Below are 16,257 nucleotides of genomic sequence, written 5' to 3'. Positions count from 1 at the left end.
AGGGTGGTACGCCCACGCGCCGAGACGTGGACGACGTCGGAGCGGAGCGGGCGATGACAGCGTGGACGAGCGTCAGCACAGGGGCGGGCGAGGAGATCGTGCGGGTCGAGGTCGAGGACGGCGACCCGTTCGCGGTGATGGCCCTGGGCCGGCACTCCGTCGTGCTCACGCGCGACGAGTGCCGCCGGATCGCCGACGCGCTGCGCGCGGCGTCGCACCGGTCTCCGCCCCTCTGACGAGACCTCGGTGGCGAATCCCGCGCTCAGCGCGGGATTCGCCACCGGAAAATGCGACCTAGACCGAGCGGACCGCGCCCGTCGCCCCCGAGGTCACGAGCTTCGCGTAGGCGCGCAGGGCGCTGGTGAGGTGGCGGTTCCGCTCGACGGCGGGCTGCCACGGACGCTCCGAGGCCTCCATCTTGGCGCGGCGCTCGGCGAGCACCTCGTTGTCGACGAGCAGCTCGATGCGGCGGGCGTCGACGTCGAGGAGGATCTCGTCGCCCTCCTGCACCAGCCCGATCGTGCCGCCGGCCGCGGCCTCGGGGGAGACGTGCCCGACGGAGATTCCGCTCGAGCCGCCGGAGAACCGGCCGTCGGTGACCAGCGCGCACACCGCGCCGAGGCCCGCGCCCTTGAGGAACGCGGTCGGGTGCAGCATCTCCTGCATGCCGGGGCCGCCGGCCGGGCCCTCGTAGCGCACGACGATCACGTCGCCGGGCTGCACCTGCTTCCCGAGGATGATCGAGACGGCCTCCTCCTGGCTCTCGACCACCCGCGCGGGGCCGCGGAAGAACCGCCCGTCCTCGGGCAGGCCGGCGCTCTTGATGACGGCGCCGTCGGGGGAGAGGTTGCCGGTGAGCACCGCGAGTCCGCCGTCGGCCGAGAACGCGTGCGCGACGTCATGAATCACACCGCTGACACCGTCCTGATCGAGCGAGGACCAGCGGTTCGTCGTCGAGAACGGCTCCACGGTGCGCACCCCGCCGGGCGCGGCGTGGAACAGCTCGAGGGCCTCCTCGGACGGGGAGCCGCCCCGGATGTCCCAGGCGCCGAGCCACGCGTCGAGCGAGGGGGCGTGCACCGTGTGCACGTCGCGGTGCAGCAGGCCGCCCCGGTCGAGCTCGCCCAGGATGGCGGGGATGCCGCCGGCGCGGTGCACGTCCTCCATGTGGTGCGACGAGTTCGGCGCGACCTTCGAGACGCACGGCACCCGACGGCTGACGGCGTCGATGTCGGCCAGCGAGAACTCGAGCTCGGCCTCGTGGGCGGCGGCCAGGATGTGCAGCACGGTGTTCGTCGAGCCGCCCATGGCGACGTCGAGGGCCATCGCGTTCTCGAACGCGTGCCGCGAGGCGACGTTGCGCGGCAGCACGGAGTCGTCGTCCTCGGCGTAGTAGCGCCGGGCCAGGTCGACGACCGTGCGGCCCGCGTCGAGGAACAGCTCGCGGCGCGCCGCGTGCGTCGCCAACGTGGAGCCGTTGCCGGGCAGCGAGAGCCCGAGCGCCTCGGTGAGGCAGTTCATGGAGTTGGCCGTGAACATCCCCGAGCACGACCCGCAGGTCGGGCAGGCGGAGCGCTCGACCTCGGTGAGCCCCTCGTCGGAGACCGCACCCGACGCCGAGGCGGAGATCGCGGTGATCAGGTCGGTCGGGGCCTGGGCGACGCCCTCGACCACGACGGCCTTGCCGGCCTCCATCGGCCCGCCCGAGACGAACACCGTGGGGATGTTGAGCCGCAGTGCGGCGTTGAGCATGCCCGGTGTGATCTTGTCGCAGTTCGAGATGCACACCAGGGCGTCCACGGCGTGGCCCTGCACCATGTGCTCGACGCCGTCGGCGATCACCTCGCGGGACGGCAGCGAGTGCAGCATCCCGCCGTGGCCCATGGCGATACCGTCGTCCACGGCGATCGTGTGGAACTCGCGCGCGATCCCGCCGGCCTCGCGCACCGCGCCCGCGACCAGCTCGCCCATCTCCTTGAGGTGCACGTGCCCGGGCACGAACTGGGTGTAGGAGTTGGCGATCGCGACCAGCGGCTTGCCGAAGTCGGCATCGGTGAGACCGGTGGCGCGCCAGAGGGCACGCGCCCCGGCGGCGTTGCGGCCCTGGGTGGTGACGCGCGAGCGGAGCGGCGGCACAGGTGACCTCACAGGACGATCAGTGGTGGACGACCGCCCGAGATTACGCCCGCTCGGATCCCTCGCCCGGGGTCGCGTCGGCGGCGTCCCGGTCGGTGTCCTGCTCGGTCTGCTGCTCGGTCTGCTGCTCGGCCTCGCGAAGCCTCGCGATCCGCATCCGGGTGGCCTCGAGCTCGCGCTGGTGCGCGGCGGCGTCCTCGACCTCCTCGGGTGTCGGCATCGTGATGCGCCCGCCGCTGGCCTGGGCGACGCGACCCAGGTCGCGGGTGCGGACGCCGACCAGCGCCAGCTCGCTCTCGTCGCCGCGCACCGCGCGCACCCACCCGCGCTCGACCACGCGCAGGGTGGCGAGGTCGTCCCACGCGAGCCGCTGCGAACCCCAGGCTGAGCGCACCCGCAGGGCCTCGACGTCGACGGTCGTGCGCGTGCGCACCACCCACCAGCCCAGGGCGAGGGGGAGGAGGAACACCAGGAACCAGGGGCCGCCGAGGAACGCGATCGGGGAGATGCAGATCGCGACGAAGCCGACGGCGATCAGCGCCGGCATCGGGACGGCCCGGAACGTCGCCGGGCGGGCGTCTGGTCCGGCCGGCACATCGTCGGTCGTCCCCGCCGTCGTGCCCCGCTCGGTGCTCACTCCCACGATGGTGCCAGCAGGCCGGTGTCCGGGCGCGGTGTGCCGCCGGGGGACCAGGCGATGGGTAGCGGCGCCCCGGCGAGCCAGCTCCGCCGACGCGCTCAGCCCGGGGTCCGGCGCGCGCCGTAGAGGCCGACGAGGTCGTCGGCGACGGCCCGGGCGCGCGCGCACTCGAAGCGGTGGGTCGTCCCGTCGACGGTGTGGATCGCGACGGTGGGGAAGCGGACCTGGGCGGCCGGGTCCGCGCGGTCGGGGTGACCTCGACCGTCGCGACCGAGCCGGCGGGGATCGCGCGGATCGTGGGCCCTGGGCGCACGGCTTCGTCGGCGGCCTCGGCGCAGAACACGATCTCGTCGGGGTAGAGGAGCAGGTGTCCCGTCACCAGGTCGGGCTCGCCGGTGCCCTCCGGGGCGCCGACGCCGGGCTCGAGCAACGCCGCCTGCCGCCGGCGGCCCGGCTTCGCCGGACGGCGCCGCCGCGCGACGCGCGGCCGGGCGGCGGCGGCGCGCAGCGCCACGGGATCGCCGGCGAGCGTGCGGGGCATCCCGGTGCGCCTCAGCCGCCGGGGACCGTGTCGAGGGACGCCGCGGCCTCGCCGTCGCGTCCGCGGTAGGCCTCGGCGCTGTCGGCCAGGTCCTGCGACAGCTCACGAGCCTCGCGGTCGCGCTCGTGCGCGCGGCTCCGTGCCCCGGCGCCGAAGGCAGCGAGGACGTCCTCGAGGGGCCCCTCGCCGGCCGCGCCCCCGGCCGCGGCGGCCGCCGCCGCGACCTCCTCGCCGAACGCCCGCATCGTCGACTCGGCCGCGGCCGTCGCGACGGCCGCGGCGTCGACGACGACGGGGTCGACCCGGAACCCGCCGCCCGGCGCGGTCATCTGGCCCTCCCTCGCCCGGTGCTGCGCGGGGTCCGACTGTACGAGCGGACCGGGCCGTCGAGGGCCGATCCGCGCAATCCGTGGTGCTCCGTGGTGCTCCGTGGTGCTCCGTGGTGCCGGCCGGGGAGCGGGGCGGATCACTCCGGCACGGTGGCGGGCTGGGGGATGGGCCGTGCTACCGTCCTGGCATGCAGCGAATTCTCGTACTCGCCGGGCGCGTCAGCGCCTGACGAGCCTTGTGCTCGCTGCCTAGTTCGCTGACGCGCCGGCCCTCTCCGCCTTCTGGCGGCGAGGGCTTTTTCGTGTCCGGGGCTCGTTCACACACTCGTACCTGATCCCCCAGAGGCTGATCACCGATGACCACAGCCAGACCGCGCCCGGCGCCGCGCTCCGGCGTGCCGACCGAGCAGCAGGACCAGGCCGCGCAACCCGCGCCCCGTCCGGCCGCTCCTCGTCCGGCTCGCGTCGACCCCTCCCCGGCGACGGGGGCCCAGTCCCTCGTGCGCTCGCTCGAGGCCGTCGGCTGCGACGTCGTCTTCGGCATTCCCGGCGGCGCGATCCTCCCGGCCTACGACCCGCTCTACGACTCCACGCTCGTGCGCCACATCCTCGTGCGCCACGAGCAGGGGGCGGGGCACGCCGCCACCGGGTACGCGCAGGCCACCGGCCGCGTCGGCGTCTGCATCGCGACCTCCGGCCCGGGGGCGACGAACCTCGTCACGCCGCTCGCGGACGCGATGCTCGACTCGGTGCCGATCGTCGCGATCACGGGGCAGGTGGGCCGCAAGCTCATCGGCACCGACGCGTTCCAGGAAGCCGACATCTGCGGCATCACGCTGCCGATCACCAAGCACAACATGCTGGTCACCGACCCGGCGGACATCCCGCGGGCGATCACCGAGGCGTTCCACATCGCCTCCACCGGGCGTCCCGGCCCGGTCCTGGTCGACCTGCCCAAGGACGTCCTGCAGGCCCACACCACCTTCAGCTGGCCGGTCGAGACCCGACTGCCCGGCTACCGGCCGACCACCCGGCCGCACTCCAAGCAGATCCGGGAGGCCGCCCGCCTGATCGGCGAGGCGCGTCGCCCGGTGCTCTACGTCGGCGGCGGTGTGATCAAGGCCGAGGCCTCCACCGAGCTCCTCGACCTCGCCGACGAGACCGGCGCACCCGTGGTCACCACCCTCATGGCCCGTGGCGCGTTCCCCGATGGCCACCGCCAGAACCTGGGGATGCCGGGTATGCACGGCACCGTCGCCGCCGTCGCGGCGATGCAGAAGTCTGATCTGCTGATCGCCCTCGGGGCGCGGTTCGACGACCGCGTCACCGGCGACCTCTCGACCTTCGCCCCCGAGGCGAAGATCGTCCACGCGGACATCGACCCGGCCGAGATCGGCAAGAACCGGCCGGCGGACGTGCCGATCGTGGGCGACGCCCGCGAGGTCATCATCGAGCTCACGAGCGCCCTGCGGGCCGCGGGGGAGGACGCCCGCACCGGCCGTCACGAGCAGCAGCGGGACTGGTGGGACCAGCTCGAGCGCTGGCGGTCGACGTTCCCGCTGGGCTACGACGACCCGCCCGACGGCACGCTCTCGCCCGAGTACGTCATCGAGCGGATCGGGGCGATCGCCGGCCCGGACGCGATCTACGCGGCGGGCGTGGGGCAGCACCAGATGTGGGCGGCGCAGTTCATCCGCTACGAGAAGCCGCGCACGTGGCTCAACTCCGGCGGTGCCGGGACCATGGGCTACGGCGTGCCCGCCGCCATGGGGGCCAAGGTCGGCCAGCCGGACACCACCGTGTGGTGCATCGACGGCGACGGCTGCTTCCAGATGACCAACCAGGAGCTCGCGACCTGCGCGATCGAGGGCATCCCGATCAAGGTCGCGGTCATCAACAACGGCAACCTCGGCATGGTCCGCCAGTGGCAGACCCTGTTCTACGAGGAGCGCTACTCGAACACCGAGCTCGGCACGCACAAGCACCGCGTGCCCGACTTCGTCATGCTCGCCGAGGCGCTCGGCTGCGTGGGCCTGCGGTGCGGGTCGAAGGACGACGTCGACCGGGTGATCGCGGAGGCCATGGCCATCGACGACCGCCCGGTGGTCATCGACTTCACCGTCGGCGCCGACGCGCAGGTCTGGCCGATGGTCGCGGCCGGGACGGGCAACGACCAGATCATGGCGGCCCGCGACATCCGGCCGCTGTTCGACGACCCCGAGGCCGGCGGAGTGGACGAGGTGCCCGCATGACCACCACACACACCCTGTCCGTCCTCGTCGAGGACAAGCCCGGCGTGCTCGCGCGCATCTCCGGCCTGTTCTCGCGGCGCGGCTACAACATCCAGTCGCTCGCCGTGGGCCCCACCGAGGAGGAGGGGATCTCGCGCATGACGATCTGCGTGACCGTCGACGACTTCCCCCTCGAGCAGGTGACGAAGCAGCTCAACAAGCTCGTCCACGTCATCAAGATCGTGGAGCTGGAGCCGACGACCTCGGTGCAGCGCGAGCTCGTCATGATGAAGATCCGCGCGGACGCGAGCGTGCGCTCGCAGGTCCTCGAGGTCACGCAGATGTTCCGGGCCAAGGTCGTCGACGTCGCCCCCGAGGCGGTGACCGTCGAGGCCACCGGCACCGAGGACAAGCTCAACGCCCTGCGTCGCATGCTCGAGCCCTACGGCATCCGCGAGATCGTGCAGTCCGGGATGGTCGCGCTGTCCCGTGGGCCGCGCTCCATCGCCGCACACCACCGTTAGGTTCGACCCCAGCCAAGAACGAATTGCCGTCATTCCCGGAAGGAAGTAGTACCGATCATGAGTGCCCCGACCACCGGCAACGCCGAGGTCTTCTACGACTCCGACGCCGACCTCTCGATCATCCAGGGACGCAAGGTCGCCGTCATCGGCTACGGCAGCCAGGGCCACGCCCACGCGCTGTCGCTGCGCGACTCGGGTGTCGACGTGCGGGTCGGCCTGCCGGAGGCGTCCAAGTCGCGCGCGGCCGCCCAGGAGGAGGGGCTGCGCGTCGTCACGCCGGCCGAGGCCTCCGCCGAGGCCGACGTGATCATGATCCTGGCGCCGGACACCAAGCAGCGCACGATCTACGCCGACGACATCGCCCCGAACCTCGAGTCGGGCAACGCGATCTTCTTCGGCCACGGCTTCAACATCCGCTACGACCTCATCCAGCCGCCGAAGGACATCGACGTCGCGATGGTCGCCCCGAAGGGGCCCGGCCACCTCGTGCGTCGCCAGTTCGTCGACGGCAAGGGCGTGCCGTGCCTCATCGCCGTCGAGCAGGACGCGACGGGCGGGGCCCAGGCGCTCGCGCTGTCCTACGCCGCGGCCATCGGGGGCGCCCGCGCCGGCGTCATCAAGACGACGTTCACCGAGGAGACAGAGACCGACCTCTTCGGCGAGCAGGCCGTGCTCTGCGGCGGCACGTCGGCGCTGGTCCAGGCCGGCTTCGAGACCCTCGTCGAGGCCGGCTACCAGCCCGAGATCGCCTACTTCGAGTGCCTCCACGAGCTCAAGCTGATCGTGGACCTCATGTACGAGAACGGCATCTACGGCCAGCGGTACTCGATCAGCGACACCGCCGAGTACGGCGACCTCACCCGCGGCCCGCGCATCGTCAACAACGCGGTCAAGGAGGAGATGCGCAAGATCCTGGGCGAGATCCAGGACGGCACCTTCGCCCGCGAGTGGGTGGCCGAGGACGACAACGGCCGCCCGAACTTCACCAAGCTCGAGGAGGAGGGCAAGGCCCACCAGATCGAGCAGGTCGGCGCCAAGCTCCGCGGCCTCATGCCCTGGATGGCCCGCCCGACCACCTGAGTCGCGCCCCCCTGCTCCCGGAGCGAACGGGTATCTCGCTGCTTCTAGGCGCGCGAAATCCCCGTTCGCTCCGGGTTTCGGAACCCGTCGCGATCATGTGAATCGGTTCACGCCGGGTCGGTAGGGTCCCGGTGAGTGCGGGACGATGCCCGCAGCACGTCGGCGTGTGTTGACATCGGTAGGTGCAGGGCTCGTCGGCGTGTCCGATCTGCAACCCACCGCCGATCCCCCGGGAGCGAACGCACCGATGACCACCGCCGCCAGCAAGCCCGTCGTCCTGATGGCCGAGAAGCTCGCGCCGTCGACGCTGGAGGTGTTCGGCGACGAGGTCGAGATCCGCACCGTCGACGGCACCGACCGCCCGGCGCTGCTCGAGGCCGTGGCGACCGCCGACGCCCTGCTCGTCCGCTCGGCCACCCAGGTCGACGCCGAGGTCTTCGACGCCGCCAAGCAGCTGAAGATCGTCGGCCGCGCCGGCGTCGGGCTCGACAACGTCGAGGTCCCGGCCGCGACCTCGCACGGCGTCATGGTCGTCAACGCGCCGACCTCGAACATCGTCTCCGCCGCCGAGCACGCCCTCGCGCTGCTCTTGGCCACCGCCCGCCGCATCCCCGAGGCCGACGCGAGCCTGCGGGCCGGCAAGTGGGAGCGCAGCAGGCTCTCCGGCGTCGAGATCCAGGGCAAGACGGTCGGCGTCATCGGTCTCGGCAAGATCGGGCAGCTGTTCGCCAGCCGCATCGCGTCGTTCGGCACCCACGTCATCGCCTACGACCCGTACCTGCCGCAGAGCCGCGCCACCCAGCTCGGCATCGAGCTCGTCGAGCTCGACGAGCTCCTGGGCCGCGCGGACATGATGACGATCCACCTGCCGAAGACCCCCGAGACGCAGGGCCTGATCGGCAAGGAGGCGCTGGCCAAGACCAAGCCGGGCGTGATCATCATCAACGCCGCGCGCGGCGGGCTCGTCGACGAGGAGGCGCTGGCCGAGGCCGTGCGCTCCGGGCACGTCGCGGGCGCGGGTGTCGACGTCTACGTCACCGAGCCGACCACCTCGAGCCCGCTCTTCGAGCTCCCCCGGGTCACGGTGACCCCGCACCTCGGCGCCTCGACCGCGGAGGCCCAGGACCGCGCCGGCACGGACGTCGCGCACTCGGTGCTCGCCGGGCTGCGCGGCGACTTCGTGCCCGACGCCGTCAACGTCTCCGGCGGCGCGGTGGGCGAGGAGGTCCGGCCGTGGCTGGGCATCACCCAGAAGCTGGGCGTGCTGCTCTCCGACCTGGTCGGCGCCCCGCGCGAGCTGCAGGTCCTGGTGCGCGGCGAGCTCGCCCACGAGGACGTCTCGGTGCTCTCGCTCGCCGCCCTGCGCGGGGTGTTCGGCGAGGTCGTCGACGAGCCGGTCACCTTCGTCAACGCGCCGGCCCTGGCCGAGGAGCGCGGTGTCAGCGTTGCCGTCGAGACCGAGAGCGAGAGCCCCAACCACCGCAGCATGGTCACCCTGCGCGCGGTGCGCGAGGACGGCGACGCGATCTCGGTGTCGGGCACGTTGACCGGCGAGGACGAGGTCGAGAAGCTCGTCGAGGTCAACGGCCGCAGCTTCGACCTGCGCGCCGAGGGCGACGTCCTGCTCTTCGAGTACTCGGACCGCCCCGGCGCCATGGGCGTCGTCGGCACGATGCTCGGCGAGTCGGACGTCAACATCGAGGCCGCGCAGATGTCGCAGACGCGGGACAAGTCGTCGTCGATCATGCTCCTGCGTGTCGACCAGCCCGTCGCGACGGAGGTCCTCGAGCCCATCGGGGCGACCCTCGGGGCGCGGACGACGCGGCTGATCAGCTTCGGGTGACCGTTTCGTCCGGTGGGGTGAGGGCCCGTGGCCCAAACCCCGCCGGGCGCAGCAACCCGGTCGGACAACGAACTCCAACGATCCGGCGATCCGGCTGCGTGATCGACCGACACGCCTAGTAGTCTCCGCGAGTCGGCCCCGGTCACCCCGTCGCGGGGCGACCCGCTCGTGGAGGTTGTTGCGGATGCGACTCGCGGTGGTGCCCGGCGACGGCATCGGTCCCGAGGTCGTCGGCGAAGCGCTCAAGGTCCTCGACGAGGTCGCCCCCTCGGTGGAGACCACCCAGTACGACCTCGGTGCGGCGCGCTGGCACTCGACGGGTGAGCTGCTGCCCGAATCGGTGCTCTCCGAGCTGCGGGAGCACGACGCGATCCTGCTCGGCGCGGTCGGCGACCCGTCGGTGCCCAGCGGCATCCTCGAGCGCGGGCTGCTGCTGCGCCTGCGCTTCGAGCTCGACCACCACGTCAACCTGCGCCCCGCCCGGCTGTACCCCGGGGTGCGCGGGCCGCTGTCGGCGGCCCAGGAGATCGACCTCGTCGTGGTCCGCGAGGGCACCGAGGGCCCGTACGCGGGCACCGGCGGCCTGCTGCGCAAGGACACCCCGCAGGAGATCGCGACCGAGGTCAGCATCAACACCGCGTTCGGCGTCGAGCGCGTCGTGCGGGACGCCTTCACCCGGGCCTCGCTGCGTCCGCGCCGCAAGCTGACGCTGGTGCACAAGACCAATGTGCTCACCCACGCCGGTTCGCTGTGGTCGCGCGTGGTCGAGGAGGTCTCGCTCGAGCACCCGGACGTCGCCGTCGACTACCAGCACGTGGACGCGACGACGATCCACATGGTCACCGACCCGGGCCGCTACGACGTGATCGTCACCGACAACCTGTTCGGCGACATCCTCACCGACCTCGCGGCGGCGGTCACCGGCGGCATCGGCATCGCGGCGTCGGGCAACCTCGACGTCTCGCGGGCCAACCCGAGCATGTTCGAGCCGGTCCACGGGTCCGCGCCCGACATCTCGGGCAAGGGCATCGCCGACCCCACGGCCGCGATCCTCTCGGTGGCCCTGCTGCTCGACCACCTCGGCGAGCCCGAGCTGGCCCGCCGGGTCGAGGCCGCCGTGGCGTTCGACCTCGCCACCCGCGACCACACCAACCCGGGCGGCACCCACGCGGTCGGCGACCGCCTCGCCGCCCTGGTCTCCTCCGCCGCGGGCACCCGCACCCCGGCGTAGCCGTCGGGACCGCACCGGTCGGTGCAAGCCCTGCGTCCACGCTGGCACTGGGTGCGTGGAAATCCGCGTCGATCATGAGCGCGCGCCGGTGGGACCTCGTCGTCGCCGGGGTGGAGCTGGTGTGCGGCATCGGGGTCGCGGCGTACTTCGTCGGCCTCGGGCTCAGCGCGGACGGCGCCCCGGACCGGTCGGGGCTGGACCGCGCGCTCCCGTTCCTGCTCGCAGCCCTGGGCCTCGCGGTGCTCGGCACGATGGCGTGGCGCAGTGTGCGGCGCGCCCGAGCTGCGCCGGCCCCGGCAGTTGATCGACGCGGATCTCCTGGCGTTGAGTGCAAGCGTGGACGCAGCGCTGGCACACCCCGTGTGCCGTCCCCACCCCAAGCCCCGCCCGCGCTGTCGGAGCACGGGCGGGCGGAGCTGGCGCGGATCGTCGAGGTGCTCGGGCGCGCCGGGATCCTCGCGCCCCGGCTCCCCGACCCCGCGGACCTGCAGGAGTCGGTGGCCGACGCCGGCGAGCCCGTCACCGCCAGCACCTCGAGATCGGCGAGCGCCACCGCATCGGCCTCCGCCTCGGCGACGACGTCCAGGACCTCGACTACCGGGGCGCCGCGACGTACCTCAGCACCGTCGTCCACGTCGTCGTGGCGCGCGCCGCCCTCGCGCAGGGGCGGGGCCTCGCCTGGCTCTGGGTCGACCAGGGCGTCTGGATCACGGCGTTGCGCGGCGGGACGACGGTGGAGGCGCTGAACGCCGAGCTGGCCGGGAGCGAGCCCTGGGAGTGGGTCGACGAGCAGCCGCCGACGGCCGCGGGCGAGCCGTGAGACGCCGGTCGGGATAGGGTCCGCGCCCGTGCGTCTCGCCCGGATCACCCACGCGGACGGTGTCTCGTTCGCCGCTCTCCAGTCGCCCACCACCGCGGGTGGTGAGCCCGACGCCGGAGACATCTGCGCCGAGATCGCCGAGCACCCGTTCGGCGACCCGACCTTCACCGGACGGACCTGGCCGCTGGCCGACGTCCGGCTGCTCGCGCCGATCCTGCCCACCAAGGTCGTGTGCATCGGCAAGAACTACGCCGACCACGTCAGCGAGATGGGCGGCGAGGCCCCGCCCGCGCCGCTGATCTTCATGAAGCCGTCGACCACGGTCATCGGCCCGGGCGTCGCGATCCAGCTGCCGCCGGACTCCCAGCGCGTCGACTACGAGGGCGAGCTCGCGATCGTCATCGGCCGGCCGTGCCGCGACGTCCCCGAGGCCCGCGCCCGCGACGTCGTCCTCGGGTACACGGTGGCCAACGACGTCACCGCCCGGGACCTCCAGCAGGCCGACGGGCAGTGGACGCGGGCGAAGGGCTACGACTCGTTCTGCCCGCTCGGGCCCTGGATCGAGACGACCATCGACCCCGGTGACCTCGCGATCCGCACCGAGCTCGACGGCGAGGTCCGCCAGGACTCCCGCACGCACCTGCTGCTGCACCCCGTGGAGGAGCTCATCGCCTACATCTCCCGGGTGATGACCCTGCTGCCGGGCGACGTGATCCTCACCGGCACCCCGGCGGGCGTCGGACCGATGTCGTCGGGCCAGCAGGTCAGCGTCACCGTCGAGGGCATCGGGTCGCTGACCAACCCCGTCCAGGCGAGATAGGCCGCCCCGTACCCTGGACGGGATCGATCCGTCGGGACCGAAGGGGCGCGCGCAGGTGGTGGAGACGGCCGGGACACCGGAGCCGGACTGGGTGTCGACGATGGCCGACGAGGTGATCGAGGCCGCCACGCGGCGCCATCCGCACCAGAAGATCGTCTGCGCCTCCGGCCTGAGCCCCTCGGGCCCGATCCACCTGGGCAACCTGCGCGAGGTCATGACCCCGCATCTCGTCGCGGACGAGATCCGCCGCCGCGGGTACGACTGCGAGCACCTGATCTCCTGGGACGACTACGACCGCTTCCGCCGCGTCCCCGCCGGGATCGACCCCGCGTGGGAGGAGCACATCGGCAAACCGCTCGCCGCGGTGCCGGCCCCGGCGGGCAGCGAGCACCCGAACTGGGCGGAGCACTTCAAGGCGCCGATGATCGCCGCGCTCGCCGAGCTGGGCGTGCCCTACCGCGGGATCAGCCAGACCGAGCAGTACACGTCGGGCGCCTACCGCGACCAGGTGCTGCTCGCGATGCGCGAGCGCGCCCGGATCGACGGCATCCTCGGGCGCTTCCGCACGAAGAAGAAGCAGACCCCGGAGAACGACGACCCCGACGACGGCGGCGACGTCGTCACCGGCACCGAGTACTTCCCGTTCAAGCCCTACTGCGGGGCCTGCGGGCGCGACGACACCACGGTCACCGCCTACGACGACGACACCACGGAGATGACCTACACGTGCGCGTGCGGGTCCTCCGAGACGGTGCTGCTGCGCGAGTTCACACGCGGCAAGCTCGTGTGGAAGGTCGACTGGCCGATGCGCTGGGCCTACGAGGGCGTGCACTTCGAGCCCTCGGGTGTCGACCACTCCTCGCCCGGCTCGTCGTTCCAGGTCGGCGGGCTGATCGTGGACGAGGTCTTCGGCGGCGAGGCCCCGATCGGCCCGATGTACGCGTTCGTCGGCATCACCGGGCAGGCGAAGATGTCGAGCTCGCGCGGGTCGGTGCCCACGCCCGGTGACGCCCTCGAGATCCTCGAGGTGCCGGTGCTGCGGTGGCTGTTCGCCCGCCGCCGCCCCAACCAGGCGATCAAGGTCGCGTTCGACCAGGAGATCCACCGCCTCTACGACGAGTGGGACGCCCTCGGGCGCAAGGTGGCGGCCGGGACGGCCGGCGGCATCGAGACCACCGGCCACCTCCGCGCGGTGACGACGGCCGAGCGCGCGCTGCCGACGACCCCGGAGCCGGTGGCCTACCGGACGCTCGCGTCGGTCGTCGACGTCACCGCGGGCGACCCGGCCCAGCTCGAGCGCATCCTCGCCGGGCTGGACGCGACGCCCGACGGCGCGCGCCCGCGCCTCGACCGCGCCGCCGCCTGGGTCGCGTCCTACATGCCCGAGGACGCCCACACACGCCTGCGCGAGGAGCCGGACGCCGGTCTGCTCGCCGAGCTCGACGAGCAGGACCGCGAGGCGGTCGCGATGCTGCGCGACCACCTCACCGACGACTGGTCGCTCGACGGCCTGACGACGCTGGTCTACGGCGTGCCCAAGAAGCAGGCGGGGCTCCCGCTCGACGTCAAGCCCACCGACGAGCTCAAGGCCGCGCAGCGCCGCTTCTTCGTCACGGTCTACCGGCTGCTGGTCGGCGCCGACACCGGCCCGCGCCTGCCCACCCTGCTCCTCGCCGCAGGCCCGGAGCGCGTGCGGCACCTGCTGGGCGGCTGATCCCGACTGCAGGGCCCCTACCGCAGGAAGCTCCCGAGCACGCCGCCGACGCCGCTCTGGCCGGCCTGCTGGCCGCTGCCCTGGCCGGCGACGCCGCTGACCGGCACTTCCTCGGACGGCTGGACGATCACGAAGCCGCGGCCGGCGAAGCCCATGGTGAAGGCCTCGCCCGTCGTGCGACCGAGCAGCGTGCCGAGACCGAGCTGGTCGGCGCGGTGCACCCCGACCTGCAGGCCGGCCGACCAGGCGATGGCGGCCTGCGGGTCGGCGTAGGTCGGCTGGTCGACGTTGAGCACCACCGGCGAGCCCTTGCACGTGATCGCGAGCCGGCCGCGTCCGCGGAACACGCAGTTGAAGAGCCCGGCCCCGGACATCGATCCGGCGCCCTGCACCATCGCGATGTCGTAGGAGAGCGACGGCTCGAACGCGAGCACGTTCTTCCCGTTGATCGTCAGCGCGTCGTCCGGGCCCTCGAGGTCGATGAGGTGCACGTCCGAGGCCGCGTCGGCCAGGAAGACGTCACCGCGGCCGCTGATCTTCATCAGCGGCACGCCCTCCCCGGTGAACTGCTGCTTGAGGAAGTTGCCGATCCCGCCCGAGCCGAGGGCCTCGAAGTGCACCTGTCCCTGGAACGCGACCATCGAACCCTGGCGGGCGAGGCAGTCGCCGTCGAGCTCGACCTTGAGCATCTTCCCGTTCTGGAGCCGCAGACCCGGCTGCGCGGACTCCTGCTCCTGGTTCTCCGGGGCGAACAGGTTGCTGCGCATCAGGGCTCCTCGTGACCTTGCGTGACAGGGAGTGCTCGCCGGGGAGAGCATCCGGCGGGATCATTCCGCTGCCGAACACGGGGAGTCAACGTCGTCGTCAGCGGGGGGACGCGACGACGACGACGTCGTCCTCGTCGGAGCGCTCGTACGCCCGTGGGTGTCGCTCGTGCCTCGCTGTGGTCCGTGCGCCCCGACACCCCCGGGTCGGCGCGGACGGGTTGCCTCCACCCGTCCGGGTGCGCTTCCATCCCGTCCAACCCGGGACCCGGAGTCGAGGAGGACGCCCGTGGCCGCGCCGAGCGCACCGTCCCGCCGGAGCATCTTCGCGGCGAGCTTCATCGGCACGTCGATCGAGTGGTACGACTACTACATCTTCGGCACCGCCGCGGCGCTGGTGTTCGGGACCCTCTTCTTCCCGCAGTTCTCCTCCGTCGCCGGCACGCTGGCCGCCTTCGGCACGTTCGCGGTCGGGTTCATCGCCCGGCCGCTGGGCGCCGCGGTGATCGGGCACTACGGGGACCGCATCGGCCGCAAGGCGATGCTCGTCCTGACCCTGCTGCTCACCGGCGGCGCGACGGCGCTCATCGGCCTGCTGCCGACGTACGCGGCGATCGGCGTCGCCGCCCCCCTGCTGCTCGTGCTCCTGCGTCTGCTGCAGGGTTTCGGCGTCGGCGGGGAGTGGGGCGGCGCGGTCCTCATCGCCACCGAGCACGCGTCCCCCCGGCGGCGCGCGGTGTACGGCAGCTTCGCGCAGTTCGGGGTGCCGATCGGCGTGCTGACGTCCAACCTCGCCTTCCTCGCCGTGGCCGGCCTGCCCGACGAGTCGTTCGTGTCCTGGGGCTGGCGCATCCCGTTCCTGCTCTCGGTCGTGCTCGTCGTCGTCGGCTTCGTCGTGCGCAGCCGGCTGCAGGACGCCCCGGAGTTCGAGCAGGTCAAGGCGAAGCGGGAGACGAGCACGGTGCCCTTCACCGAGCTCCTGCGCCGCCACCCCCGGGTGCTGGCCCTGGCGAGCCTCGCCTCGATCGCACCGCCGGCCGTCGGCTACACCGTGATCGTCTACATGCTCAGCTACGGCACGACCGCGCTGGACTACGAGCGCACCACCCTGCTCACGCTGATCATGCTCTCGACGGTCGTGTGGGTGGCGACGATCGTCGTCGCGGCGCTCCTGTCCGACCGCTACGGGTCGCGGCGCGTGTTCGTCATCGGTGCCCTGACGGCCGTGATCTGGCCGGTCCCGATGTTCGCGCTGGTCAACACGGGGTCGGCCGGGCTCGCGGGTCTCGCCTTCGCCGTGGCCGCGGTCGTCCAGGGCATCATGGCCGGCGCGCAGGGTGGGCTGTTCAGCGAGATCTTCCCGGTGCGCGTGCGGTACAGCGGGATCTCGATCGCCTACCAGGTCGGCGGGATGGTCGGCGGGGCCATCACCCCGCTCGTCGCCACCGCGCTGTTCGGCGCGACCGGCTCGTCGACGCCGATCGCGCTCTACGTCACGGCCCTGTCGCTGCTGAGCCTCGTCGCGGTCTTCGGGCTCCGGGAGGGGTCCGCGCGGTCCACGGACCAGGTCCCGGCGCGGTAGGG

At 72.7% G+C, this 16,257-nt stretch carries 14 protein-coding genes; 10 read left to right on the top strand and 4 right to left on the bottom strand.

Features of this window, described 5'->3' with window-relative positions:
* The first annotated feature begins 53 nt into the window (after positions 1–53).
* A complete protein-coding gene (locus OG774_RS11200) occupies positions 54–236 on the top strand; it encodes a hypothetical protein (RefSeq protein WP_328309401.1) in 183 nt (60 codons plus the stop codon).
* A 58-nt stretch (positions 237–294) separates the two neighbouring features.
* Here the strand turns inward: OG774_RS11200 and ilvD are convergent, their stop codons facing one another.
* The 3 genes from ilvD to OG774_RS11185 all read right to left on the bottom strand — a co-directional run bounded on the left by ilvD (position 295) and on the right by OG774_RS11185 (position 3,646).
* Positions 295–2,136 carry a dihydroxy-acid dehydratase gene (gene ilvD, locus OG774_RS11195; RefSeq protein WP_328309399.1) on the bottom strand — a complete coding sequence of 614 codons (1,842 nt, stop codon included), beginning with the start codon at positions 2,134–2,136 and terminating at the stop codon, positions 295–297.
* Positions 2,137–2,179: 43 nt separating this feature from the next.
* The gene (locus tag OG774_RS11190; protein WP_328309397.1) at positions 2,180–2,773 is read right to left on the bottom strand and encodes a PH domain-containing protein; all 594 of its coding nucleotides are present in this window, start codon (positions 2,771–2,773) and stop codon (positions 2,180–2,182) included.
* 555 nt (positions 2,774–3,328) lie between these two features.
* Positions 3,329–3,646 carry a hypothetical protein gene (locus tag OG774_RS11185; RefSeq protein ID WP_328309395.1) on the bottom strand — a complete coding sequence of 106 codons (318 nt, stop codon included), beginning with the start codon at positions 3,644–3,646 and terminating at the stop codon, positions 3,329–3,331.
* A gap of 356 nt (positions 3,647–4,002) precedes the next feature.
* Here OG774_RS11185 and OG774_RS11180 point away from each other — a divergent pair, with 356 nt between their 5' ends.
* The 8 genes from OG774_RS11180 (at position 4,003) to lysS (ending at position 13,909) form a co-directional block, all read left to right on the top strand.
* The gene (locus OG774_RS11180) at positions 4,003–5,898 is read left to right on the top strand and encodes an acetolactate synthase large subunit (protein WP_328309393.1); all 1,896 of its coding nucleotides are present in this window, start codon (positions 4,003–4,005) and stop codon (positions 5,896–5,898) included.
* A complete protein-coding gene (ilvN, locus tag OG774_RS11175) occupies positions 5,895–6,401 on the top strand; it encodes an acetolactate synthase small subunit (protein ID WP_274193321.1) in 507 nt (168 codons plus the stop codon). The genes OG774_RS11180 and ilvN overlap by 4 nt, the downstream gene beginning before the upstream one ends.
* 57 nt (positions 6,402–6,458) lie before the next feature.
* Positions 6,459–7,481 (top strand): ketol-acid reductoisomerase, encoded by a 1,023-nt coding sequence (gene ilvC, locus OG774_RS11170; RefSeq protein ID WP_274189506.1) that lies wholly within the window; start codon positions 6,459–6,461, stop codon positions 7,479–7,481.
* Between the two features lie 247 nt (positions 7,482–7,728).
* Entirely contained in the window at positions 7,729–9,324 is a 1,596-nt protein-coding gene (gene serA, locus OG774_RS11165; protein WP_328309389.1) for a phosphoglycerate dehydrogenase, read from the top strand.
* 184 nt (positions 9,325–9,508) lie between these two features.
* On the top strand, positions 9,509–10,555 hold the full coding sequence (locus tag OG774_RS11160) for a 3-isopropylmalate dehydrogenase (protein ID WP_274189508.1): 1,047 nt from the start codon (positions 9,509–9,511) through the stop codon (positions 10,553–10,555).
* 640 nt (positions 10,556–11,195) lie between these two features.
* Positions 11,196–11,375: a hypothetical protein gene (locus OG774_RS11155; protein ID WP_328309386.1), complete on the top strand. Its 180-nt coding sequence runs from the start codon at positions 11,196–11,198 to the stop codon at positions 11,373–11,375.
* A gap of 28 nt (positions 11,376–11,403) precedes the next feature.
* Complete coding sequence (locus tag OG774_RS11150; protein ID WP_328309384.1) at positions 11,404–12,195, top strand: fumarylacetoacetate hydrolase family protein; 792 nt, start codon at positions 11,404–11,406, stop codon at positions 12,193–12,195.
* A 55-nt stretch (positions 12,196–12,250) separates the two neighbouring features.
* A complete protein-coding gene (gene lysS / locus OG774_RS11145; protein WP_328309382.1) occupies positions 12,251–13,909 on the top strand; it encodes a lysine--tRNA ligase in 1,659 nt (552 codons plus the stop codon).
* Positions 13,910–13,926: 17 nt separating this feature from the next.
* On the opposite strand, the gene OG774_RS11140 is transcribed toward lysS, so the two are convergent.
* Positions 13,927–14,676 (bottom strand): AIM24 family protein, encoded by a 750-nt coding sequence (locus OG774_RS11140; protein WP_328309380.1) that lies wholly within the window; start codon positions 14,674–14,676, stop codon positions 13,927–13,929.
* 286 nt (positions 14,677–14,962) lie between these two features.
* Between OG774_RS11140 and OG774_RS11135 the strand changes: the two genes are divergently transcribed.
* On the top strand, positions 14,963–16,255 hold the full coding sequence (locus OG774_RS11135) for an MFS transporter (protein WP_328309378.1): 1,293 nt from the start codon (positions 14,963–14,965) through the stop codon (positions 16,253–16,255).
* The last annotated feature ends 2 nt before the right edge of the window (positions 16,256–16,257 follow it).

The sequence above is a fragment of the Actinomycetospora sp. NBC_00405 genome (assembly GCF_036044095.1).
GTDB classification, from domain to species: Bacteria; Actinomycetota; Actinomycetes; order Mycobacteriales; family Pseudonocardiaceae; genus Actinomycetospora; species Actinomycetospora callitridis.
This window is presented reverse-complemented; position numbering and strand designations above follow the sequence as displayed.